The organism is Streptococcus oralis, assembly GCF_015561235.1.
Taxonomy (GTDB): Bacteria; Bacillota; Bacilli; order Lactobacillales; family Streptococcaceae; genus Streptococcus; species Streptococcus oralis_BK.
This window is the reverse complement of the sequence record NZ_JADMTC010000001.1, coordinates 798,861-821,433: the sequence shown is the minus strand read 5'-3', so window position 1 is coordinate 821,433 and position 22,573 is coordinate 798,861. Positions and strand designations below refer to the sequence as shown.

21 protein-coding genes are annotated in these 22,573 nt (G+C 42.5%); 20 read left to right on the top strand and 1 reads right to left on the bottom strand.

Annotated elements, in window-relative coordinates; translation table 11 throughout:
• The first annotated feature begins 38 nt into the window (after positions 1–38).
• The 8 genes from murB (at position 39) to alaS (ending at position 8,804) form a co-directional block, all read left to right on the top strand.
• Complete coding sequence (gene murB / locus I2H52_RS04165) at positions 39–944, top strand: UDP-N-acetylmuramate dehydrogenase (RefSeq protein WP_195594384.1); 906 nt, start codon at positions 39–41, stop codon at positions 942–944.
• Between the two features lie 158 nt (positions 945–1,102).
• Positions 1,103–2,260: an ABC transporter ATP-binding protein gene (locus I2H52_RS04160; protein ID WP_000742901.1), complete on the top strand. Its 1,158-nt coding sequence runs from the start codon at positions 1,103–1,105 to the stop codon at positions 2,258–2,260.
• Positions 2,241–3,047, top strand: a complete 807-nt coding sequence (locus I2H52_RS04155; protein WP_000754115.1) for an ABC transporter permease — start codon at positions 2,241–2,243, stop codon at positions 3,045–3,047. The genes I2H52_RS04160 and I2H52_RS04155 overlap by 20 nt, the downstream gene beginning before the upstream one ends.
• The gene (locus I2H52_RS04150) at positions 3,044–3,817 is read left to right on the top strand and encodes an ABC transporter permease (protein WP_195594381.1); all 774 of its coding nucleotides are present in this window, start codon (positions 3,044–3,046) and stop codon (positions 3,815–3,817) included. The genes I2H52_RS04155 and I2H52_RS04150 overlap by 4 nt, the downstream gene beginning before the upstream one ends.
• Positions 3,814–4,884 (top strand): ABC transporter substrate-binding protein, encoded by a 1,071-nt coding sequence (locus tag I2H52_RS04145; protein ID WP_009730319.1) that lies wholly within the window; start codon positions 3,814–3,816, stop codon positions 4,882–4,884. The genes I2H52_RS04150 and I2H52_RS04145 overlap by 4 nt, the downstream gene beginning before the upstream one ends.
• A 186-nt stretch (positions 4,885–5,070) precedes the next feature.
• Positions 5,071–5,436 carry a DUF3021 family protein gene (locus I2H52_RS04140; RefSeq protein ID WP_195594378.1) on the top strand — a complete coding sequence of 122 codons (366 nt, stop codon included), beginning with the start codon at positions 5,071–5,073 and terminating at the stop codon, positions 5,434–5,436.
• A gap of 242 nt (positions 5,437–5,678) precedes the next feature.
• Complete coding sequence (locus tag I2H52_RS04135; protein ID WP_045617388.1) at positions 5,679–6,164, top strand: LURP-one-related/scramblase family protein; 486 nt, start codon at positions 5,679–5,681, stop codon at positions 6,162–6,164.
• A gap of 21 nt (positions 6,165–6,185) precedes the next feature.
• On the top strand, positions 6,186–8,804 hold the full coding sequence (alaS, locus tag I2H52_RS04130) for an alanine--tRNA ligase (RefSeq protein ID WP_195594375.1): 2,619 nt from the start codon (positions 6,186–6,188) through the stop codon (positions 8,802–8,804).
• Between the two features lie 87 nt (positions 8,805–8,891).
• Here alaS and I2H52_RS04125 read toward each other — a convergent pair whose 3' ends face one another.
• The gene (locus I2H52_RS04125; RefSeq protein WP_045617386.1) at positions 8,892–10,340 is read right to left on the bottom strand and encodes an alpha-amylase; all 1,449 of its coding nucleotides are present in this window, start codon (positions 10,338–10,340) and stop codon (positions 8,892–8,894) included.
• Between the two features lie 271 nt (positions 10,341–10,611).
• Here I2H52_RS04125 and I2H52_RS04120 point away from each other — a divergent pair, with 271 nt between their 5' ends.
• The 12 genes from I2H52_RS04120 (at position 10,612) to I2H52_RS04065 (ending at position 22,490) form a co-directional block, all read left to right on the top strand.
• Positions 10,612–11,775 carry a class I SAM-dependent rRNA methyltransferase gene (locus I2H52_RS04120; RefSeq protein WP_195594372.1) on the top strand — a complete coding sequence of 388 codons (1,164 nt, stop codon included), beginning with the start codon at positions 10,612–10,614 and terminating at the stop codon, positions 11,773–11,775.
• Positions 11,772–12,449 carry a type I 3-dehydroquinate dehydratase gene (gene aroD / locus I2H52_RS04115; protein WP_195594369.1) on the top strand — a complete coding sequence of 226 codons (678 nt, stop codon included), beginning with the start codon at positions 11,772–11,774 and terminating at the stop codon, positions 12,447–12,449. Before I2H52_RS04120 ends, aroD begins: the two co-directional genes overlap by 4 nt.
• Complete coding sequence (locus tag I2H52_RS04110) at positions 12,439–13,293, top strand: shikimate dehydrogenase (RefSeq protein ID WP_195594367.1); 855 nt, start codon at positions 12,439–12,441, stop codon at positions 13,291–13,293. Before aroD ends, I2H52_RS04110 begins: the two co-directional genes overlap by 11 nt.
• An 18-nt stretch (positions 13,294–13,311) precedes the next feature.
• Positions 13,312–14,379: a 3-dehydroquinate synthase gene (gene aroB / locus I2H52_RS04105; protein WP_045617381.1), complete on the top strand. Its 1,068-nt coding sequence runs from the start codon at positions 13,312–13,314 to the stop codon at positions 14,377–14,379.
• A gap of 9 nt (positions 14,380–14,388) precedes the next feature.
• Positions 14,389–15,555 carry a chorismate synthase gene (aroC, locus tag I2H52_RS04100; RefSeq protein WP_045617379.1) on the top strand — a complete coding sequence of 389 codons (1,167 nt, stop codon included), beginning with the start codon at positions 14,389–14,391 and terminating at the stop codon, positions 15,553–15,555.
• Positions 15,556–15,564: 9 nt separating this feature from the next.
• Positions 15,565–16,668, top strand: a complete 1,104-nt coding sequence (locus I2H52_RS04095; RefSeq protein WP_045617378.1) for a prephenate dehydrogenase — start codon at positions 15,565–15,567, stop codon at positions 16,666–16,668.
• Between the two features lie 10 nt (positions 16,669–16,678).
• Positions 16,679–17,017: a YlbF/YmcA family competence regulator gene (locus I2H52_RS04090; RefSeq protein ID WP_045617377.1), complete on the top strand. Its 339-nt coding sequence runs from the start codon at positions 16,679–16,681 to the stop codon at positions 17,015–17,017.
• Positions 17,018–17,270: 253 nt separating this feature from the next.
• Positions 17,271–18,431 (top strand): TPM domain-containing protein, encoded by a 1,161-nt coding sequence (locus tag I2H52_RS04085; protein ID WP_045617376.1) that lies wholly within the window; start codon positions 17,271–17,273, stop codon positions 18,429–18,431.
• A 169-nt stretch (positions 18,432–18,600) separates the two neighbouring features.
• Positions 18,601–19,884 carry a 3-phosphoshikimate 1-carboxyvinyltransferase gene (gene aroA, locus I2H52_RS04080; protein WP_045617375.1) on the top strand — a complete coding sequence of 428 codons (1,284 nt, stop codon included), beginning with the start codon at positions 18,601–18,603 and terminating at the stop codon, positions 19,882–19,884.
• Positions 19,877–20,353 carry a shikimate kinase gene (locus tag I2H52_RS04075; protein ID WP_045617374.1) on the top strand — a complete coding sequence of 159 codons (477 nt, stop codon included), beginning with the start codon at positions 19,877–19,879 and terminating at the stop codon, positions 20,351–20,353. Before aroA ends, I2H52_RS04075 begins: the two co-directional genes overlap by 8 nt.
• The gene (gene pheA / locus I2H52_RS04070; protein ID WP_195594366.1) at positions 20,350–21,198 is read left to right on the top strand and encodes a prephenate dehydratase; all 849 of its coding nucleotides are present in this window, start codon (positions 20,350–20,352) and stop codon (positions 21,196–21,198) included. The genes I2H52_RS04075 and pheA overlap by 4 nt, the downstream gene beginning before the upstream one ends.
• Entirely contained in the window at positions 21,195–22,490 is a 1,296-nt protein-coding gene (locus I2H52_RS04065; protein ID WP_045617372.1) for an LCP family protein, read from the top strand. Before pheA ends, I2H52_RS04065 begins: the two co-directional genes overlap by 4 nt.
• Positions 22,491–22,573 lie beyond the last annotated feature (83 nt).

Sequence of the window (22,573 nt, the reverse complement as noted above, 5' to 3'; positions counted from 1 at the left end):
ATGGTATAATGAAATCACTTTACAAAAGGATGAGAGATATGACATTAGTAACTAGAATACAAGAACAATTAGAAGGAATTGATATTCGTTTTAAGGAACCCTTGAAGCTCTATACCTACACTAAGGTAGGGGGACGAGCGGATTATCTGGTTTTGCCACGGAATCGCTATGAGATGGCGCGTGTCGTTCAATTTGCCAATCAAGAGAATATTCCTTGGATGGTGCTAGGGAATGCCAGCAATATCATCGTTCGTGACGGTGGAATTCGTGGATTTGTCATCTTGTGTGACAAGCTTAATAACGTTTCAGTTGATGGCTATACCATTGAAGCGGAAGCTGGGGCCAACTTGATTGAAACGACACGTATTGCCCTCCGTCATAGTTTGACTGGATTCGAGTTTGCTTGTGGCATTCCAGGGAGCGTCGGCGGTGCGGTCTTTATGAATGCGGGTGCCTATGGAGGAGAGATTGCCCATATCTTGCAGTCTTGTCAAATTTTGACCAAGGAAGGGGAAATCGAGACCTTATCTGCCAAGGAATTGGCTTTTGGTTACCGCCATTCAGCTGTTCAAGATTCTGGAGCTGTTGTTTTGTCAGCTAAATTTGCCCTATCTCCAGGGAATTATCAGATTATCAAGCAAGAAATGGATCGCTTGACGCACCTACGTGAACTCAAACAACCTCTAGAATACCCATCTTGTGGTTCGGTCTTTAAGCGTCCTGTTGGTCATTTTGCAGGTCAGTTGATTTCAGAGGCTGGCTTGAAGGGCTATCGTATCGGTGGTGTTGAAGTATCTGAGAAACACGCAGGATTTATGATTAATGTTGCTGACGGTACAGCTAAAGACTACGAGGACTTGATCCAATCTGTTATTGAAAAAGTCAAGAAACACTCAGGCGTCACCCTTGAGAGAGAAGTCCGAATCTTGGGTGAGAAAGAATAAAATTTAGGCAGAAAAGCTGCTACTATGTCAATGGAAAGGGGGTGAAAGCCTATTGTTAGCGAAGATGCATGTAGGCAGTTCAATCTCCTACACGAGGTAGTAGTGGCCTGACAGAGCCCTGATCTGTTAATTTATGAAAAAGAAGGAATTTATGACAATTGAAAAAACCAATTATTGAATTCAAAAACGTCTCTAAAGTTTTTGAAGACAGCAACACCAAGGTTCTCAAAGACATTAACTTTGAGTTGGAAGAAGGGAAGTTCTACACCCTACTAGGCGCATCTGGTTCAGGGAAATCAACCATCCTAAACATCATTGCAGGTTTACTGGATGCGACGACAGGGGATATTTTACTGGATGGGGTGCGGATCAATGATATCCCAACCAATAAACGTGATGTTCATACCGTCTTTCAATCCTATGCCTTGTTTCCACATATGAATGTGTTTGAAAATGTTGCCTTTCCCCTCCGCTTGCGTAAAATCGACAAGAAAGAAATCGAACAACGCGTAGCAGAAGTTCTCAAGATGGTTCAGTTGGAAGGTTATGAAAAACGTTCCATCCGTAAACTCTCTGGAGGACAACGTCAGCGTGTGGCCATTGCCCGTGCTATCATCAACCAACCCCGTGTGGTCTTGCTGGACGAGCCTTTGTCAGCGCTGGACTTGAAATTGCGAACAGACATGCAGTACGAACTGCGTGAATTGCAACAACGATTGGGAATTACCTTCGTATTTGTCACTCACGATCAGGAAGAAGCCCTTGCCATGAGTGACTGGATTTTTGTTATGAATGATGGCGAGATTGTCCAGTCTGGAACGCCTGTGGACATCTACGATGAGCCAATCAACCACTTTGTTGCTACCTTTATCGGCGAGTCCAACATCTTGCCAGGAACCATGATTGAGGACTACTTGGTTGAGTTTAACGGCAAACGCTTTGAAGCGGTCGATGGGGGGATGAAGCCAAATGAGCCAGTTGAGGTTGTCATTCGTCCAGAGGACTTGCGCATTACCCTTCCTGAAGAAGGCAAGCTCCAAGTTAAGGTTGATACCCAGCTCTTCCGTGGGGTTCACTATGAGATCATCGCCTATGACGAACTTGGAAATGAATGGATGATCCACTCAACTCGTAAGGCCATCGTTGGTGAGGAAATCGGTCTGGACTTTGAACCAGAAGACATCCACATCATGCGTCTCAACGAAACCGAAGAAGAGTTTGATGCTCGTATCGAAGAGTACGTAGAAATCGAAGAGCAAGAAGCAGGTCTGATTAACGCGATCGAGGAGGAAAGAGATGAAGAAAACAACCTCTAAACTCTTTGTAGTGCCCTACATGCTTTGGATTGCACTCTTTGTATTGGCACCTCTGGTCTTGATTTTTGGGCAATCCTTTTTCAACATTGAAGGCCAGTTCAGTTTAGAAAACTATAAATCTTACTTTGCGTCACAAAACTTGACCTACCTCAAAATGAGCTTCAACTCTGTGCTCTATGCTGGAATTGTAACTCTAGTGACACTTCTTATCAGCTATCCAACAGCCCTCTTTTTGACTCGTCTCAAGCACCGTCAACTCTGGCTCATGCTGATTATCCTGCCTACATGGATCAACCTACTCCTTAAGGCCTATGCCTTTATTGGGATTTTTGGTCAAAATGGGTCTATTAACCAATTCTTGGAATTCATCGGAATCGGTTCACAACAGTTGCTCTTTACAGATTTCTCCTTTATCTTTGTCGCAAGCTACATCGAGCTTCCATTTATGATTTTGCCGATCTTCAATGTCTTGGATGATATGGACAATAATCTCATCAATGCCAGCTATGACCTCGGTGCGACCAAGTGGGAAACCTTCCGCCACGTTATTTTCCCTCTGTCTATGAATGGAGTGCGAAGTGGAGTCCAATCTGTCTTTATCCCAAGTTTGAGTCTCTTCATGCTGACACGTTTGATTGGTGGTAACCGCGTTATCACCTTAGGAACAGCTATTGAGCAGAACTTCCTGACCAATGACAACTACGGTATGGGTTCAACCATCGGCGTGATTCTTATCCTGACCATGTTTCTCACCATGTGGGTGACCAAGGAAAGGAGAGAACGATGAAAAAATTTGCCAATCTCTACCTAGCCTTTGTCTTTCTTATCCTTTATCTGCCAATTTTTTACTTGATTGGTTATGCCTTTAATGCTGGCGATGATATGAACAGCTTTACTGGTTTTAGCTTGAGTCATTTTAAAACCATGTTTGGTGATGGTCGCCTTATGTTGATCCTCACTCAAACCTTTTTCTTGGCCTTTCTATCAGCCTTGATTGCGACCATTATCGGAACTTTCGGTGCTATTTATATCTACCAGTCTCGTAAGAAATACCAAGAAGCCTTTTTATCACTCAATAATATCCTCATGGTTGCTCCTGATGTTATGATTGGTGCCAGCTTCTTGATTCTCTTTACCCAGCTGAAGTTTTCACTTGGCTTTTTGACGGTTCTATCTAGTCACGTGGCCTTTTCCATCCCAATAGTGGTCTTGATGGTCTTGCCTCGTCTCAAGGAAATGAATGGTGATATGATTCACGCGGCTTATGACCTAGGTGCCAGCCAGTTTCAGATGTTCAAGGAAATCATGCTTCCGTACCTGACACCGTCTATCATTGCAGGTTATTTCATGGCCTTCACCTATTCGCTGGATGACTTTGCTGTGACCTTCTTTGTAACGGGAAATGGCTTTTCAACCCTGTCAGTCGAGATTTACTCTCGGGCTCGGAAGGGGATTTCTCTAGAAATCAATGCCCTATCTGCCCTTGTCTTTCTCTTTAGTATTATCCTAGTTGTAGGTTATTACTTTATCTCACGTGAGAAGGAGGAGCAAGCATGAAAAAACTCTATTCATTTTTAGCAGGAATTGCAGCGATTATCCTTGTCTTGTGGGGAGTTGCTCATCATCTAGATAGTAAAATCAACAGTCGAGATAGTCAGAAATTGGTTATCTACAACTGGGGCGACTACATTGATCCCGAACTCTTGGAGCAATTCACAGAAGAAACAGGGATCCAAGTCCAGTACGAAACATTTGATTCCAACGAAGCCATGTATACCAAAATCAAGCAGGGTGGAACAACCTACGATATAGCTATCCCAAGTGAGTACATGATCAACAAGATGAAGGACGAAGACCTCTTGGTACCACTCGATTATTCAAAAATTGAAGGAATCGAAAATATCGGACCAGAGTTCCTCAACCAGTCCTTTGACCCAGGTAATAAATTCTCTATTCCTTATTTCTGGGGTACCTTGGGAATTGTCTACAATGAAACCATGGTAGATGAGGCACCTGAGCATTGGGATGACCTCTGGAAGCCAGAGTATAAGGATTCTATCATGCTCTTTGATGGAGCGCGTGAGGTGCTGGGACTCGGGCTTAACTCACTTGGTTACAGCCTCAACTCAAAGGATCCTCAGCAGTTGGAAGAGACAGTAGATAAACTCTACAAACTGACTCCAAATATCAAGGCCATCGTGGCTGACGAGATGAAGGGCTATATGATCCAGAACAATGCGGCTATCGGCGTAACCTTTTCTGGGGAAGCCAGCCAGATGTTGGAGAAAAATCCTAACCTCAAGTATGTCGTTCCGACAGAGGCCAGCAATCTCTGGTTTGACAACATGGTCATTCCAAAAACCGTGAAAAACCAAGATGCCGCCTATGCCTTTATCAACTTTATGCTAAAACCCGAAAATGCTCTTAAAAATGCAGAATATGTCGGCTATGCAACACCAAATAACACAGCCAAGGAATTGCTCCCAGAGGAGACCAAAGAAGACAAGTCCTTCTATCCAGACGCTGATACCATGAAAAACCTAGAAGTTTATGAGAAGTTTGACCATAAATGGACAGGCAAATATAGCGACCTCTTCCTACAGTTTAAAATGTACCGGAAATAGGAGCTTATCTACTATCGGAAATAATTTCAATCAGACAAAAAAATAAAACCTAGCCATAAAAAATTAACCATTTTATGGCTAGGTTATTTATTAAAATAGATCATGAATTAGTAGAAAAATATACTTAATTATGCTATAATTTCGATAGAGTTAAAGGCATTTTAGCTTATGATTGAGGTAGTAGTTATGATTAAAAAAGCTATTTTTAGAGGAATTATTCCTTTTGTCATTATGACCAGTTTAGCAATTTTTATAAGACTTCAAGGGATTGATATTTTTCAGGTTAAAAGTACATTTTTGGTTGGTATTATTGCTACCTCGATAGCATCATCCTCGGTAATTTATGAAATTGAAAAATGGTCGCTATTTAAACAATCTATTACACATTTTATCATTATGCTTTTTACTGTTCTTCCCTGTCTTCTATTTAGTGGATGGTATAAGTTGGTCTCAATTTTGGATTATCTCATTGTTTTAGGTCAATTCTTATTGGTTGGAAGTTTCTTGTGGCTTATCGCCCATATAATATTTGGGAAACTTCTAAAGAAATGAGTTGGGCATTAACCTTGACGAACTCCTTCAAAAACGATATAATACTAGAGTTGAGAATTGATTTTCAGTTGTCTTAGCCCAGAGAAATGGCGGTGCTGCGAGCCATCTAAGCTAGGAAATCATGCTACTCAATCAGACAATTGCATAAGAATAAGAGAATGACAAGTTCATTGAATGAAGGTGGTACCGCGGCTTTTCGCCCTTCGTGATGTGAGCTTGTCTTTTGATTTTTGGAGGTGTTTATGAAGACATTTCTCGTGAAACAAAAGTTTCGTCTTGGAGGCGAACGCTTTGATATCAAGGATGATAGAGGAGTAGTGAACTATCAGGTGGAGGGATCATTTTTCCAAATTCCTAAAACCTTTACCATCTATGACGCCTATGGTGAGCAGGTTAGTGAAATCAGCAAAGAATTTTTCACCTTACTTCCTCGCTTTAATATCCAGTTACGGGACGGGTCAAATTTCGTCATTCGTAAGAAGTTGACCTTCTGGCGAGATAAGTATGAATTTGACAACCTCGGTCTTCGTATTGAAGGCAATATCTGGGATTTGAATTTCAAATTACTAGATGATCGTGATCAGCTTGTCGCCGAGATTAGGAAAGAGATTTTCCATTTAACATCGACTTACAACGTAACCGTCTATGAAGACTCTTATGCAGACCTAGTCATTTCCCTTTGTGTCGCGATTGACTATGTGGAAATGCTGGAAAGCCAATCAAATTAAATAAGTAAATAAGGAGATATTATGAAACAACTATCTAGTGCTCAAGTTCGCCAAATGTGGCTTGACTTCTGGGCAAGCAAAGGTCACTCTGTAGAACCATCAGTGAGTTTGGTTCCAGTAAACGACCCAACTCTTTTGTGGATCAACTCAGGAGTGGCAACTCTTAAGAAATACTTTGACGGGACTATCAAACCTGAAAATCCACGTATCACCAATGCGCAAAAGGCTATCCGTACCAACGACATCGAAAATGTCGGAAAAACTGCGCGTCACCATACTATGTTTGAAATGTTGGGGAACTTCTCTATCGGGGATTACTTCCGTGATGAAGCTATCACTTGGGCTTATGAGCTTTTGACAAGCCCAGAATGGTTTGATTTTCCAGCTGAAAAACTCTACATGACCTATTACCCTGATGACAAAGATTCATACAATCGTTGGATTGCTGTTGGTGTAGATCCAAGTCACTTGATCCCAATCGAGGATAATTTCTGGGAAATCGGTGCTGGACCTTCTGGACCAGATACAGAGATCTTCTTTGACCGTGGAGAAGCCTTTGATCCAGAAAATATCGGTATTCGTCTTCTTGCAGAAGATATCGAAAATGACCGTTACATCGAAATCTGGAACATCGTTTTGTCACAATTTAACGCAGACCCTGCTGTTCCTCGTAGCGAGTACAAGGAATTACCGCACAAGAACATTGATACGGGAGCTGGTTTGGAGCGTTTGGTGGCGGTTATTCAAGGGGCTAAGACAAACTTTGAAACGGATCTCTTTATGCCGATTATCCGTGAAGTTGAGAAATTGTCTGGTAAGGTCTATGACCAAGATGGCGACAACATGAGCTTCAAGGTCATCGCTGACCACATCCGTTCCCTTTCATTTGCCATCGGTGATGGCGCTCTTCCAGGAAATGAAGGTCGTGGTTATGTACTTCGTCGTCTTCTTCGTCGTGCTTCAATGCATGGCCAAAAATTGGGTATCAACGAGCCTTTCCTTTACAAACTCGTTCCAACTGTTGGAAAAATCATGGAAAGCTACTACCCAGAAGTGCTTGAAAAACGTGACTTTATCGAAAAGATTGTCAAGAGCGAAGAAGAGTCATTTGCTCGTACCCTTCACTCAGGTCAACACTTTGCAGAAACTATCGTAGCAGACTTGAAAGAAAAAGGTCAAACGGTCATTGCTGGTTCAGATGTTTTCAAACTCTACGATACTTATGGATTCCCAGTGGAATTGACAGAAGAAATCGCTGAAGAAGCTGGTATGACTGTAGACCGTGAAGGTTTTGAAGCAGCCATGAAAGAGCAGCAAGAGCGTGCGCGTGCATCTGCTGTTAAGGGTGGCTCAATGGGAATGCAAAATGAAACCCTCCAAAACATTACAGTGGAAAGTGTCTTCAACTACGATGCCAGCCAATTGCCTTCTAAGTTGGTGGCTATTGTAGCTGACAATGCTGAAGTCGAAGCTGTTTCAGAAGGAACTGCCTCTCTCATCTTTGCAGAGACTCCATTCTACGCTGAAATGGGTGGACAGGTAGCTGACCACGGTCAAATATTGGACGAGTCAGGTAAGGTTGTGGCTACTGTAACAGATGTTCAAAAAGCACCAAACGGACAAGCTCTTCATACTGTTGAAGTTCTTGCTCCGCTTGCTTTGAACCAAGAATACACCTTGGCCATCGACAGCAATCGTCGTCACCGTGTCATGAAAAATCACACTGCGACTCACTTGCTTCACGCTGCCCTTCACAATATCCTTGGTCACCATGCGACACAAGCAGGATCTCTGAACGAAGTAGAATTCCTTCGTTTTGACTTCACTCACTTCCAAGCCGTGACTCCAGAAGAATTGCGTGCTATTGAACAACAGGTCAATGAGAAAATCTGGGAAGCAATTGCAGTAGAAACTGTTGAGACAGATATTGACACTGCTAAAGAAATGGGAGCTATGGCCCTCTTTGGTGAGAAATACGGTAAAGAAGTTCGTGTTGTTACGATTGGTGACTACTCAGTGGAACTTTGTGGTGGAACTCACGTTGGCAATACTTCTGAGATTGGACTCTTCAAGATTGTTAAAGAAGAAGGGATTGGATCAGGAACTCGTCGTATCTTGGCAGTAACTGGTAAGGAAGCCTTTGAAGCCTATCGTGAACAAGAAGATGCCCTTAAAGCTGTTGCTGCAACCTTGAAAGCACCTCAACTCAAGGAAGTACCTCATAAAGTAGAAGGACTTCAAGAGCAACTCCGTCAATTGCAAAAAGAAAATGCAGAATTGAAGGAAAAAGTAGCAGCTGCAGCGGCGGGTGATGTCTTCAAGGACGTGAAGGAAGTTAATGGCCACCGTTACATTGCAAGCCAAGTTTCTGTTTCAGATTCAGGTGCCCTTCGTACCTTTGCGGATAACTGGAAACAAAAAGACTACTCTGATGTCCTTGTCCTAGTTGCCGCTATTGGTGACAAAGTCAATGTTCTTGTAGCTAGCAAGACAAAAGATGTGCATGCAGGAAACCTTGTCAAAGAATTGGCTCCAATCGTCGATGGACGTGGTGGTGGTAAACCAGACATGGCCATGGCAGGAGGAAGCAACCAAGCGAAAATCCAAGAACTCTTGGATGCAGTAGCTGGTAAATTATAAGACAATAAAGATCTATCCATTTGGGTAGGTCTTTTTGTGCATACAAAAAAGCCAAATCCGGTTGGATTTGACTTGTAACTGATAGGTTTATTTTGCTGCCCAGACACTGACTGAACCCGCTGCTACTGGAAATTCTCCATAACCGTCAGCATTGATTGTAACTTGATCGTGGTGGTTTTCAAGTAAATCTACGAAAGTTTGGTCAGCCCATTCTTGCCCGACAAACATAGACTTGCTATTTTCTTGGTCATTTGAAATCAAGACTGCGATTGGAGATTGATGTTCAGCACCTGAACGGACCCATCCGATACAGTTAGGATCATCAAAGTAGTCTGTTTGCTCTCCATAGGCCAAGTCTTTTCGAATGGCTAGGAGACGATCAAGAACTTCTCTGAAATCTTGTTGAGCATATTGCCCTGAAATGCCGTAATAATCTCCGTAAAAGACACATGGAAGACCATCTTGGCGTAATAGAATAAGGGCATAGGCTGCTGGTTTGAACCATTCTTCAACAGTAGACTCAAGGGCTTGACCTCTTTGGGTATCGTGGTTGTCGACAAAGGTCACAGCCTTATCGGGTTTTAGTTCAACTAAGCTATCAGTAAAGATAGTACGAAGGTCGTAGCTTGCTCCAGCCTGACTAGCTTCAAAGAGATTCTGGTGGAGACGAACATCGACAAGGTCAAAACGTTCCTCCGTTTTTTCAAGGTAGTCTAGATTAGCCTCCTTGTCTGGGTTCCAAAATTCCCCAAAAACATAGAAATCTTGACCGTATTTTTCCTTCATATCACGGATGAAATTGCGCATAAAGAAAGAGTCAATGTGTTTGACGGCATCCAAGCGGAAACCAGCAATACCAGTCGTTTCCATGAACCAGTCAGCCCAGTCATAGATATTTTTGATCACTTCAGGATGCTTAAAGTCTAGGTCGGCATACATGAGGTAGTCGTAGTTGCCGTTTTCATTATCGACCAATTCCTCGTTTGCCCAGCCCTTGTTGTCCCCTTGGATCAGGTAAATGCCAGATTTACGGCGTTTGGCATCGTAGTCTGTACCTGTGAAGTGGTACCAGTGCCAGTGGAAGTCATTGTAGGTATTTTGACGACCATCGAAAGTAAAGTGAGTCCAACCATTGATGGTGAAGGGCTCGCTTAGTTGAACGGTACGGTCCTCAGGGTCCACTTCAATAACCTGAAAGGATTCCATGTGATCGGCTGCAGCCTTGTGATTGAGCACCACATCGGCCATAGGTCGAATTCCCTGAGCCTTTAGGGCTTGAATGGCTTGAAGATAGTCTTCTTTAACCCCATACTTGGTACGGACAGTCCCTTTTTGGTGAAATTCACCTAGGTCAAATAGGTCATATACCCCGTAACCCACATCTTTTTCATTTGTAGCCTTGAAGGCTGGTGGCATCCATACGTGGCTAATTCCCAAATGGGCTAGGTGCTCTGCATCATTTGTCAGTCGCGTCCAGTGTTGGCCGTCGTGAGGCAGATACCACTCAAAGTATTGCATAAGTGTTTGATTTTGCATGATTTTTCCTCTTACTTGTCAATCTTGTTCTTTATTCTATCATAAAGTTTAACGCCAGGCAAACGTTTGCGCAACTTTCTATACCCATTTCTGAAATTGTCTATTTTTAAAGACGGCTATTTCCTTCCCATTGCTAGAGAAAGAATGTTTAGGAGAAAAAATAAATTGAGTAAACTTATTTTAACAAAAATGGCACTTAGTAAACTAAAGTAAAAATGGATAAGCGGTTTCTTTTTTGAGAATTATCATAAAATTTGCTATAATAGTAGCTATGAATGGAATTAGGGTCAGCAGACGTGTTGAAAAAAAGCTAGCTAAGGGTCTAGTTCTTTTGGAAGCAAGTGATTTAAGAGATATTGAACTGACGGATCAAGAAGTGGAAGTTCTTAGTCAAGGCGGAGAGTTTTTAGGGAGCGCCTATCTTTCCCAGCAGAACAAGGGAATTGGTTGGTTCATCAGCAAGGAAAAGGTTAGCTTTAGCCAAATCTTCTTTGAATCTCTGTTTCGTAAGGCCAAGGAAGCTAGAAAGCCTTATTATCAAGATGACTTGACTACTGCCTTTCGCCTTTTTAACCAAGAGGGGGATGGTTTTGGTGGTCTGACTGTTGATCTCTATGGAGATTATGCTGTCTTTTCTTGGTACAACTCCTATGTTTATCAGATTCGTGAGCTGATCATAAAGGCTTTTAAGGAAGTTTTTCCTGAGGTCTTGGGGGCTTATGAAAAGATTCGTTTTAAAGGTCTAGATTACGAGTCTGCCCATGTTTATGGTGAGGAAGCGCCAGACTATTTTACTGTTCTTGAGAATGGCGTGCTCTATCAAGTCTTTATGAATGATGGCTTGATGACAGGTATTTTTCTGGACCAACATGAGGTTCGTGGGAGTTTGGTGGATGGTCTAGCCATGGGTAAATCCTTGCTCAATATGTTTTCCTACACGGCTGCCTTTTCAGTTGCTGCAGCTATGGGAGGCGCGAATGAGACGACTTCTGTCGACTTGGCCAAACGGTCCAGAGAGTTGTCAGAGGCACATTTTCAGGCAAATGGACTCAGCACGGACAATCATCGTTTTATCGTCATGGATGTCTTTAAGTACTTTAAGTATGCCAAGCGAAAAGGCTTGACCTATGATGTGATTGTTCTTGATCCGCCAAGCTTTGCCCGCAATAAAAAACAAACTTTTTCTGTGGCGAAGGACTATCACAAGCTGATTTCCCAGAGTCTAGAAATTTTAAATCCGGGAGGGATTATCATTGCCAGTACTAATGCTGCCAATGTTTCCCGCCAGAAATTTACAGAACAAATTGATAAAGGTTTTGCAGGAAGAAGGTATCAGATCTTGAACCAATATGGCCTTCCAGCAGACTTTGCCTATAATAAAAAAGATGAAAGCAGTAATTACCTCAAGGTGATTAGTATGAAGGTTAGTACATGAAATTAGTCGTCTCAGTAATGCCAAAAAGTTTAGAAGAAGCGCAAGAACTGGATGCCACTAGGTATGAAGATGCCGATATCATTGAGTGGCGTGCGGACTTTCTTGCAAAGGACGCTATTTTACAGGTAGCACCCGCTATCTTTGAGAAATTTGCAGGACGCGAACTGGTCTTTACCCTTCGGACTCGCGCTGAGGGAGGAGAAATCGAACTTTCCTCAGAAGAGTATGTTCAAATCATCAAGGAAGTTACTCAACTCTATCAGCCGGATTATGTAGATTTCGAGTATTTCAGTTACAAGGACGTTTTTGAGGAAATGTTGGATTTTCCAAATCTAGTTTTGAGTTATCATAATTTCCAGGAGACACCTGAAAACATGATGGAAATCCTGTCTGAGTTGACCAGTCTCTCTCCAAAAGTGGTCAAGGTATCAGTTATGGCCCATACGGAGCAAGATGTTTTAGACTTGATGAACTACACACGAGGATTTAAAACACTCAATCCTGAGCAAGAGTACGTGACCATTTCCATGGGGAAAATGGGCAAGGTATCACGCATTACTTCAGATGTGACGGGTTCGAGTTGGTCATTTGCTAGTCTGGATGAAGCGAGTGCCCCAGGTCAGATTTCTCTATCAAACATGAAGAAAATCAGGGAGATTTTGGATGAAGCTTGATGGCTATACACGTATGGCAGCTGTTGTTGCAAATCCAATAAAACACTCTATGTCACCATTCATTCACAATAGTGCCTTTAAAGCGACTGCTACTAATGGTGTCTATCTCGCTTGGGAAATTGAAGCAGGTGACTTGGGAGAAACAGTCGCTAATATTCGTCGCTACCAGATGTTTGGGATCAATCTCTCCATGCCGTACAAGGAGCAGGTGATTCCTTGTCTGGATGAGTTGAGTGATGAGGCACGTTTGATTGGGGCGGTTAATACAGTTGTCAATGATAATGGCAATTTAATTGGATATAATACAGATGGCAAGGGATTCTTTAAGAGCTTGCCTTCTTTTACAATTTCAGGTAAAAGGATGACCTTGCTAGGAGCAGGTGGAGCAGCCAAGGCTATTTTGGCACAGGCTATTTTGGATGACGTCAGTCAGATTTCAGTCTTTGTTCGTTCAGTTTCCATGGAAAAAACAAGACCTTATCTAGACAAGTTGCAGGAGCAAACAGGATTTAAAGTGGACTTGTATGCTTTAGAAGATCTTTCTGAACTGCAAGAAAAGATTGCCAAGTCGGACCTGCTCGTCAATGCTACTAGTGTGGGGATGGATGGCCAGTCGTCCCCAGTTCCGACAATTATAGTCTTACCAGAAACTCTCTTGGCGGCAGATATCATTTACCAACCCTTTGAAACACCATTTTTGAAATGGGCCAAAGGTCAGGGGAATCAAGCAATCAATGGCCTTGGAATGTTGCTCTATCAAGCTGCTGAAGCTTTTCAACTGTGGACAGGTAAAGAAATGCCGACTGAAGAGATTTGGCAGTCCTTGACAGAAAAATATAAATAGTGAAAAGGAGACCCACCTATGAAAATCAGAATCGATATTCCGCATCATCCTTATGATATTCAGATTGAAAAAGGTTGTCTATCGCAAGCAGGTCAATGGTTGCGAGAACTCTGGCAACCACAAAAGGTAGTCATTGTGACAGATAACCATGTAGCTTCTTTCTATGCAGAGAAGGTTAAACTCAGCCTAGAAGATGCTGGTTTTCAGGTAGCTGTTTTTGACTTTTTAGAAGGCGAAGAACGAAAAAATTTAACCACTGTTCAGAAAGTTTATGAATTTCTAGTTAAGCAGGGTTTGACACGTAGCGATGGGATCGTGGCTCTCGGTGGTGGTGTCGTTGGGGACTTGGCTGGTTTTGTAGCCTCTACCTATATGCGGGGCATTCACCTTGTTCAGATTCCGACTAGTTTGACTGCCCAGGTTGATTCTTCTATCGGTGGAAAGACGGGTGTCAATACTCCATTTGCTAAAAATATGGTGGGAACTTTTGCCCAACCAGATGGGGTTCTGATTGACCCGCTGGTCCTTGAAACACTCGGAAAAAGGGAGTTGATTGAAGGGATGGGTGAGGTTATCAAGTACGGCTTGATTGAGGATCCAGAACTGTGGGCTCTCTTGACGGAACTGGATGGCTCTATTGAGAGCATATTAGAATATGCAGAGACTTTGATTGAACATTCTTGTCAGGTTAAGCGGAAGATGGTGGTTGAAGATGAGTTGGATAACGGTGTTCGTCTTTACCTCAATTTTGGGCACACTATTGGTCATGCCATTGAAGCAACGGCCGGTTATGGCAAAGTCATGCATGGTGAGGCCGTGGCCATGGGGATGGTGCAGATTTCCAAGGTTGCTGAGGAAAAAGGTCTTATGCCAGAAGGAATAACCCAGTCCATCACAGCTATGTGCCAGAAATTTGGCTTGCCAGTTGATTATGAAAACTGGGATATTGAAAAGCTTTATCAGGCTTTGACTCATGACAAGAAAGCGCGTGGGAACACCTTGAAATTGGTCTTGGTGCCAGAGCTTGGTTCGGCGACCATTCATCCAGTTTCTCTGGAAGAGATGAAAGACTACTTGGTAAAATAAGGAGAGCCTATGAGATATTTAACTGCGGGAGAATCACATGGACCCCGTCTGACAGCTATCATTGAAGGAATTCCTGCTGGACTTCCTTTGACAGCAGAGGACATCAATGAGGATCTGAAACGTCGTCAGGGTGGATACGGACGTGGTGGTCGTATGAAAATCGAGAGTGACCAGGTTGTCTTTACCTCGGGTGTTCGCCATGGGAGGACGACAGGGGCTCCCATTACCATGGATGTCATCAATAAGGACCACCAAAAATGGTTGGATATCATGTCTGCAGAGGACATTGAAGACCGCCTCAAAAGCAAGCGGAAAATCACTCATCCTCGTCCAGGTCACGCCGACTTAGTTGGGGGCATCAAGTACCGCTTTGACGATTTGCGAAATTCTTTGGAGCGTTCATCAGCTCGTGAAACAACCATGCGAGTAGCAGTTGGAGCAGTAGCTAAGCGCCTCTTAGCTGAACTAGATATGGAGATTGCCAACCATGTCGTGGTCTTTGGTGGCAAGGAAATCGATGTACCTGAAAATCTGACAGTCGCTGAGATTAAGCAACGAGCTGCCCAGTCTGAAGTTTCTATTGTCAACCAAGAGCGAGAACAAGAAATCAAGGACTATATTGACCAAATCAAACGTGACGGTGATACCATCGGTGGGGTTGTGGAGACAGTCGTCGGAGGCGTTCCAGTTGGCCTTGGTTCCTTTGTTCAATGGGACAGAAAATTGGATGCGCGATTGGCCCAAGCAGTTGTTTCTATCAATGCCTTTAAAGGGGTGGAATTTGGTCTTGGCTTTGAAGCTGGTTACCTTAAAGGTAGCCAAGTCATGGACGAAATTCTCTGGTCTAAAGAAAACGGCTATACCCGTCGTACCAATAATCTAGGTGGTTTCGAAGGTGGTATGACCAATGGGCAACCTATCGTTGTTCGAGGTGTCATGAAACCCATTCCCACTCTCTATAAACCATTGATGAGTGTGGATATCGAGACTCACGAACCTTACAAGGCAACTGTGGAGAGAAGTGATCCAACTGCTCTTCCAGCAGCAGGTGTGGTTATGGAAGCCGTTGTGGCAACAGTTCTAGCGCAGGAAATTCTTGAAAAATTCTCTTCCGATAATCTAGAAGAATTAAAAGAAGCGGTAGCCAAACACCGTGAGTATACAAAGAACTATTAAGGAGTTCCTATGGCAAAAACAGTCTATATCGCAGGTCTCGGTTTGATTGGTGCCTCGATGGCACTCGGTATCAAGCGTGATCATCCTGATTATGAAATTTTAGGCTACAATCGCAGTCAAGCTTCGAGAGATATTGCCTTGAAAGAAGGTATGATTGACCGTGCGACGGATGATTTTGCCAGTTTTGCTCCTCTGGCAGATGTCATCATTCTGACCTTGCCGATCAAGCAGACCATTGCTTTCATTCAGGAGTTGGCAGGTTTGAACTTGAAAGAAGGCGTCATTATTTCAGATGCTGGCTCGACCAAGGCTGCCATTGTGGAAGTTGCTGAGGAATACTTGGCTGGCAAGTCAATTCGTTTTGTTGGGGCTCATCCCATGGCTGGTAGCCACAAGACAGGAGCTGCCTCTGCCGATGTTAATCTCTTTGAAAATGCCTACTATATCTTTACTCCATCGAGTTTGACCATCCCAGAAACCCTTTCAGAAATGAAGGACCTACTTTCTGGTCTCCATGCTCGTTTCATTGAAATTGATGCCAAGGAGCACGATCAAGTAACTTCACAGATTAGCCATTTCCCCCATATCTTGGCATCAGGTCTCATGGAGCAAACAGCAGTCTATGCTCAAGAACATGAGATGACAAGGCGCTTTGCGGCGGGTGGTTTTCGAGATATGACCCGGATTGCAGAGAGTGAACCAGGTATGTGGACTTCCATTCTCTTGTCCAATCGCGAGACTATCCTAGAGCGGATTGAGGATTTCAAGGAACGCTTAGATGAGATTGGTCAGGCTATTAGCAAGGGGGAAGAAGAGCGGATTTGGGACTTTTTCAACCAAGCGCGTGAGCAACGTCAGGCTATGGAAATCCATAAACGTGGTGGTGTGGATAGTTCTTATGACCTCTATGTCGATGTTCCCGATGAGGAAGATGTTATCTTGCGGATCTTGGAATTACTTCGTGGGACTTCTTTGGTTAATATCCACATCAACGAAGAAAACCGTGAAGATGTTCACGGGATTCTACAAATTTCCTTTAAAAATGCTCAGGATCTGGAACGAGCTGAGCGCTTAATTTCAGAAAATACGGACTACACAGTCGTCATCAAATAAGGAGAAAATCATGTCAAATATTTATGATAGTGCAAATGAACTCAGTCGAGGTCTACGCGAATTACCAGAATACAAGTCTGTCAAGGCAGCCAAAGATGCCATCCAAGCAGATGAACAAGCTAGCAAGATTTTTGCAGACTATCTTGCTTTCCAGCAAGAAATCCAAGTCATGGCGCAAACTGGACAAATGCCAGATGCATCTTTCCAAGAAAAGATGGATTCTATTGGTAAGCAAATTGAAGGGAACGACCTAGTTTCAAGCTTCTTTAACAAACAACAACAATTGTCTATTTATCTATCAGATATTGAACGAATTGTTTTTGAACCGATTTCAGAATTGCTAAAATAAAAAATTTAATTTGTTTATGATTTATCGGTATTTTCTCAATCGTATTTTTATTATCGATAACTACTGTATAAGCTAGAATTATTAGCCTGGTCTGTTTAATAATGACTGTGGGAATGATTGTCTTTACTAATAATCAAAATGCAAAACAAATTTGAAAGTTTCTAACTATAGAGCTGAGTTAATTGGAACAGAGAAAGATGCAAAGTTTTTCCCTGAAATCAATTTAACTGATTAGTCTTGTGGGGGATCTCCTATGAAAAAGTTATTTTTACTCTTAATTATCCCTTTATTCTTTTTTATGCCGCTAGTGGCGGCTAATATGGTTGTTCCAGATCGGCCTTTAAATGGTATATACGATCCTAATGGTTATTTAACCACTAGTGTTGCAGAAACGTTAGAGAGTATGAATGATGGAAGTGAAACCCAAGTAGGTATTTACATTGTAGAAACCATGGAAGGTTCCAGTATCGAAGAGGTAGCCAATGAGGTTGCACGCAAATGGAAAATTGGGAAACAAGATTCCAATAGTGGAATTTTAATCGCTATTGCTATAAAGGATAGGAAGTTTCGTATTGAAACATCCAACGAAGCAGCAATTTGGCTTCCTGACTCGAAGGCCAGTTCTTTACTAAATGATTCGAAGCCTTACATGAAAGAAGGGAAATATACTGATGCTCTTAACAGAATTCTAGTAGGTATTTCTAAAGCCGAATCTGGAAAAGCTGAAATCATAAACAAGAAAGAGAATAAGAATAGTTGGCTTCCAAAAATCGATGAAAAATCATTAAAACATAAAGAAGGCCTTAGTAAGTATTTCGATTACATTCCGTTTCCGATACTGTTCTATCTAATGTTCGTTCTTTTACTAAGTTTAGTAACGTGGTTCAGGTACTTAAAAAGATGTCGCTTTTCTAAGTATGAGTACGAGGGAAAGGGGAAGCTGTATCCAGATTTTCCTGACTTTGTACCTAACGATACGTGGACTGAAGAACGTAAATCTTACTACAAAAAAAATAAGCGTTTAATTAGGTCTCAATATAACTACGCAGGATATAATAAACTCTATCCAGACTCAAAAGGTTTTCTGCCTAATGGTACTTGGACTACATTACTGATAGAAGCATACTATGCAGAAGTTAAAAGAAAGCAACTAGATAGGCTGAACCGCTCTCAATACTCTTATAATGGGAAGGGAAAACTCTATCCAAACGATAAAGATTTTGTGAAGAATGCTTCTTGGACTTCCGAGCTCAAAAAAAGCTACTATGCTTCACAAAGAGTACAGTCAAGTTCTTATTGTAGATTAGATTCTTCCACATCTGGATATGATACTGGTAGTTCTAGTTCATCTTGGTCTTCTGATGATTGGGATGGCGGAGGATTTGATGGTGGTGGCTCTTCAGATAGCTGGTAAATTGAAAGTGAAAAAGAATTGCTATTAAAAAGCTTCAGGTTGCAATAAATCAAAAAGGTAAAAGTGTATTGAAAAAATATTATTAACTATCATAAAGTCAGGAATTTTTAAGAAATTTCTGACTTTTTATGATAAAATAAGAAAAAGTATTGCAAGTACGAGGTCAACTATGAAACTAAAAACAAACATTCGCCACTTACATGGCAGTATCCGAGTTCCAGGTGACAAGTCTATTAGCCATCGTTCGATTATCTTTGGAAGTTTGGCTGATGGTGAGACCAAGGTGTATGATATTCTGCGTGGTGAGGACGTGCTCTCGACTATTCAAGTTTTTCGTGACCTTGGTGTAGAGATTGAGGATAAAGACGGTGTGATTACGATTCAAGGTGTTGGGATGGATGGCTTAAAAACACCAAAAAATGCATTGGATATGGGAAATTCTGGCACCTCGATTCGCCTGATTTCAGGTGTCCTTGCCGGTGCAGACTTTGAAGTAGAGATGTTCGGTGATGACAGTCTTTCTAAACGTCCTATGGATCGCGTGACCCTTCCATTGAAAAAAATGGGCGTTAGTATTTCAGGGCAAACTGAGCGAGACCTGCCCCCTCTTCGCTTAAAAGGGACGAAAAATTTAAAACCGATTCACTATGAGTTGCCAATAGCATCTGCCCAAGTCAAGTCAGCCTTGATGTTTGCGGCTTTGCAAGCTCAGGGGGAGTCAGTTATTATCGAGAAAGAATGTACTCGTAACCACACCGAAGATATGCTACAGCAATTTGGTGGTCAATTAAGTGTGGACGGAAAGAAAATCACAGTCCAAGGGCCGCAACAACTGACTGGACAAAAGGTAGTTGTCCCAGGAGATATCTCCAGTGCAGCCTTTTGGCTAGTCGCTGGTTTAATTGTTCCAGATTCTCGTGTGGAACTTAAGAACGTTGGTATCAATGAAACACGCACAGGGATTCTTGATGTCATTCGCGCCATGGGTGGAAAACTACAAATAACTGAAATTGATCCAGTCGCAAAATCTGCAACCCTAACTGTCGAGTCCTTTGATTTGAAAGGAACGGAGATTGGTGGAGCCTTGATTCCACGTTTGATTGATGAATTGCCCATTATTGCCCTTCTTGCTACCCAAGCACAAGGAGTGACGGTTATCAAGGATGCAGAGGAACTTAAAGTCAAAGAAACCGACCGCATTCAGGTGGTGGCTGACGCCTTGAATAGCATGGGCGCGGAAATCACACCTACAGCAGATGGAATGATTATCAAAGGGAAATCCTCCCTTCATGGTGCTAGAGTCAATACCTTTGGTGACCACCGTATCGGAATGATGACGGGCATCGCAGCCCTCTTGGTTGCTGATGGAGATGTGGAACTTGACCGTGCAGAAGCCATCAATACCAGTTATCCTAGCTTCTTTGATGATTTGGAGAGCTTGATTCATGGCTAAGATATTTCTCGGATTTATGGGGGCTGGCAAATCCACAATCGCAAGAGGATTGGATGCTGACTTTGTTGACATGGATGCTCTTATAGAAGAGCGACTAGGGATGTCGATTGCAAATTTTTTCGCTGAAAAGGGAGAAGCGGCCTTTCGTCAAATAGAGTCAGAAGTCCTAGCTGACTTACTAAAAACAGACCGAGTTGTGTCAACTGGCGGAGGAGTGGTCATTTCTCAGAGAAATCGTGACTTGCTTAAGACTAATCCTGATAACATTTATCTGAAAGCAGATTTTGAAACCCTTTACCAACGTATTTCAGCTGATAAGGACAATCAACGGCCACTTTTTCTCAACAAGAGCAAGGAAGAGTTGCGAGAGATTTTTCAAGAAAGACAGGCTTGGTATGAGGAAGTAGCCAGTCGTGTTCTAGATGTGACCAAGCTATGCCCAGAGGAAATTATAGAGGAACTGAGATGAAAATTGCCTATCTAGGTCCCAAGGGATCTTTTTCGCATCATGTTGTGCAGACAGCCTTTCCCAAAGAGGAATTGCAGGCTTTTGCCAATATCACAGATGTTATCAAGGCCTATGAACAGGGCTTGGTGGACTATTCTGTAGTGCCAGTTGAAAATTCTATTGAGGGTAGTGTCCATGAAAGTTTGGACTATCTTTTTCATCAGGCTCGCATCCAAGCAGTTGCAGAAATTGTTCAACCCATTCACCAGCAGTTGATGGTGGTTCCAGGTCAGTCAAAAATTGAGAAAATCTTTTCCCATCCTCAGGCTCTGGCTCAAGGAAAGAAATTCATCGATGTGCACTATCCAGAGGCCAAAATTGAGGTATCAGCCAGTACCGCCTATGCAGCTCGCTTTATTTCAGAGCATCCAGACCAGCCATACGCAGCCATTGCTCCTAGAAGTTCAGCTGAAGAATATGGCTTGGAATTGATTGCAGAGGATATTCAGGAAATGGAAGCCAATTTCACACGTTTTTGGGTGTTAGGGTCTGAGATTCCCGCTATCCCTTCGCAATCACAAACTGAAAAAATGAGTTTGGCCATAACCTTACCAGACAACCTTCCAGGTGCCCTCTACAAGGCGCTTTCAACCTTTGCTTGGCGAGGTATTGACTTAACCAAGATAGAAAGTCGTCCCCTCAAAACGGCACTAGGTGAATACTTTTTCATCATCGATGTGGATTATAGTGACAAAGAGCTGGTTCATTTTGCCAGACAAGAACTAGAGGCCATTGGGATCCAGCACAAGATACTGGGAACCTACCCGATTTTTACCATAACTGATATAGAAAAGGAGAGTCAATGAGCAAAGAAAATCCTTTAAGTCATCACGAGCAGTTACGTTATGACTATCTCTTCAAAAATATTCATTACCTCAACGACCGTGAACGGAGGGAGTTTGACTATCTCCAGCAAAAAATGACAGGTCCCAAATCTGAAGTTCACCATTTCTACCAAGAAGAAAAAGAAGAAACTTGGGGTAGAGATATTGATCTTCCGACTTATGGCAGTAGAAGCCGATCTAAGAGACGTGAAAAGGTAGCTCCTCTGCCTAAAGTCAAAAAGAAAAAAAGAAGAATTCGCTTCAAACGAATACTGACTTGGTTCTTGCTATTGATAACTTGCCTTGCTGCAGGGATGATTTTCATGTTTCTTCGAGGTTTTCATTCGGCAGCCAATCCAAGCAATAAACCAGCTGATGCCAAGGCAGCCCAAGTAGAAGTCTTTAACGGTCAGGATACCAAAGATGGCGTGAATATCCTAATCATGGGGACAGATGGCCGAATTGGTCAAAATAGTGCGGAGACCCGTACAGACACAATCATGGTTCTCAATGTCAGTGGTTCGGATAAGAAGATTAAGCTAGTCAGCTTTATGCGTGATAACTTAGTTTATATCGATGGGTATAGTAAGATTGTAAATGGCCAGAAACAGACGGATAACAAACTAAATGTTGCCTATGAACTTGGGGAACAAGAAGGTCAAAAAGGGGCAGAAATGGTCCGCAAGGTTCTAAAAGACAACTTTGATTTGGACATCAAGTACTATGCCCTAGTTGACTTCCAGGCCTTTGCAACAGCTATTGACACTCTTTTCCCTGATGGAGTAACAATTGATGCTCAATTTTCAACATTGAATGGTCAACCTCTGACAGAAGCTACAGTCGGAGACGACCTTCATGCAACAGAGACAGAGTCACCAACCCAAACCATTAAAGTTGGAAAACAGCAGATGAATGGATCCACCTTGCTGAACTACGCTCGCTTCCGTGATGATGATGAAGGGGACTATGGTCGTACCAAGAGACAACAACAAGTCATGTCAGCCGTTCTTGAGCAGATCAAAGATCCAACCAAGCTCTTTACAGGATCAGAGGCACTTGGAAAAGTCTTTGGAATGACTTCAACCAATCTACCGTATAGCTTTTTGTTGACCAATGGATTATCTGTCCTAGAAGGTGCTCAAAATGGAATTGAAAGACTCACAGTACCAGAACTTGGTGACTGGGTAGATGCTTATGATGTTTATGGAGGGCAAGGACTTCTTGTCGATCAAAATAAATACCAAACCAAACTCGCTCAAATGGGAATGAGATAAAAGGCGATAAATGAAAATCAAAGTTTGATTCACTAGTGAAATGGTGGTCTGAGCTTTGGTTTTTCTTACTATCTGATAGATTT

What these genes read in the sequence shown, in the direction of transcription:
- alaS (WP_195594375.1), top strand. Translation starts at nt 6,186, where the DNA reads ATGAAACAACTATCTAGTGCTCAAGTTCGCCAAATGTGGCTTGACTTC.
- aroA (WP_045617375.1), top strand. Translation starts at nt 18,601, where the DNA reads ATGAAACTAAAAACAAACATTCGCCACTTACATGGCAGTATCCGAGTT.
- I2H52_RS04145 (WP_009730319.1), top strand. Translation starts at nt 3,814, where the DNA reads ATGAAAAAACTCTATTCATTTTTAGCAGGAATTGCAGCGATTATCCTT.
- pheA (WP_195594366.1), top strand. Translation starts at nt 20,350, where the DNA reads ATGAAAATTGCCTATCTAGGTCCCAAGGGATCTTTTTCGCATCATGTT.
- I2H52_RS04065 (WP_045617372.1), top strand. Translation starts at nt 21,195, where the DNA reads ATGAGCAAAGAAAATCCTTTAAGTCATCACGAGCAGTTACGTTATGAC.
- I2H52_RS04155 (WP_000754115.1), top strand. Translation starts at nt 2,241, where the DNA reads ATGAAGAAAACAACCTCTAAACTCTTTGTAGTGCCCTACATGCTTTGG.
- I2H52_RS04085 (WP_045617376.1), top strand. Translation starts at nt 17,271, where the DNA reads ATGAAAAAGTTATTTTTACTCTTAATTATCCCTTTATTCTTTTTTATG.
- I2H52_RS04125 (WP_045617386.1), bottom strand. Translation starts at nt 10,340, where the DNA reads ATGCAAAATCAAACACTTATGCAATACTTTGAGTGGTATCTGCCTCAC.
- I2H52_RS04120 (WP_195594372.1), top strand. Translation starts at nt 10,612, where the DNA reads ATGAATGGAATTAGGGTCAGCAGACGTGTTGAAAAAAAGCTAGCTAAG.
- aroC (WP_045617379.1), top strand. Translation starts at nt 14,389, where the DNA reads ATGAGATATTTAACTGCGGGAGAATCACATGGACCCCGTCTGACAGCT.
- aroD (WP_195594369.1), top strand. Translation starts at nt 11,772, where the DNA reads ATGAAATTAGTCGTCTCAGTAATGCCAAAAAGTTTAGAAGAAGCGCAA.
- aroB (WP_045617381.1), top strand. Translation starts at nt 13,312, where the DNA reads ATGAAAATCAGAATCGATATTCCGCATCATCCTTATGATATTCAGATT.
- I2H52_RS04150 (WP_195594381.1), top strand. Translation starts at nt 3,044, where the DNA reads ATGAAAAAATTTGCCAATCTCTACCTAGCCTTTGTCTTTCTTATCCTT.
- I2H52_RS04135 (WP_045617388.1), top strand. Translation starts at nt 5,679, where the DNA reads ATGAAGACATTTCTCGTGAAACAAAAGTTTCGTCTTGGAGGCGAACGC.
- I2H52_RS04075 (WP_045617374.1), top strand. Translation starts at nt 19,877, where the DNA reads ATGGCTAAGATATTTCTCGGATTTATGGGGGCTGGCAAATCCACAATC.
- I2H52_RS04140 (WP_195594378.1), top strand. Translation starts at nt 5,071, where the DNA reads ATGATTAAAAAAGCTATTTTTAGAGGAATTATTCCTTTTGTCATTATG.
- murB (WP_195594384.1), top strand. Translation starts at nt 39, where the DNA reads ATGACATTAGTAACTAGAATACAAGAACAATTAGAAGGAATTGATATT.
- I2H52_RS04090 (WP_045617377.1), top strand. Translation starts at nt 16,679, where the DNA reads ATGTCAAATATTTATGATAGTGCAAATGAACTCAGTCGAGGTCTACGC.
- I2H52_RS04110 (WP_195594367.1), top strand. Translation starts at nt 12,439, where the DNA reads ATGAAGCTTGATGGCTATACACGTATGGCAGCTGTTGTTGCAAATCCA.
- I2H52_RS04095 (WP_045617378.1), top strand. Translation starts at nt 15,565, where the DNA reads ATGGCAAAAACAGTCTATATCGCAGGTCTCGGTTTGATTGGTGCCTCG.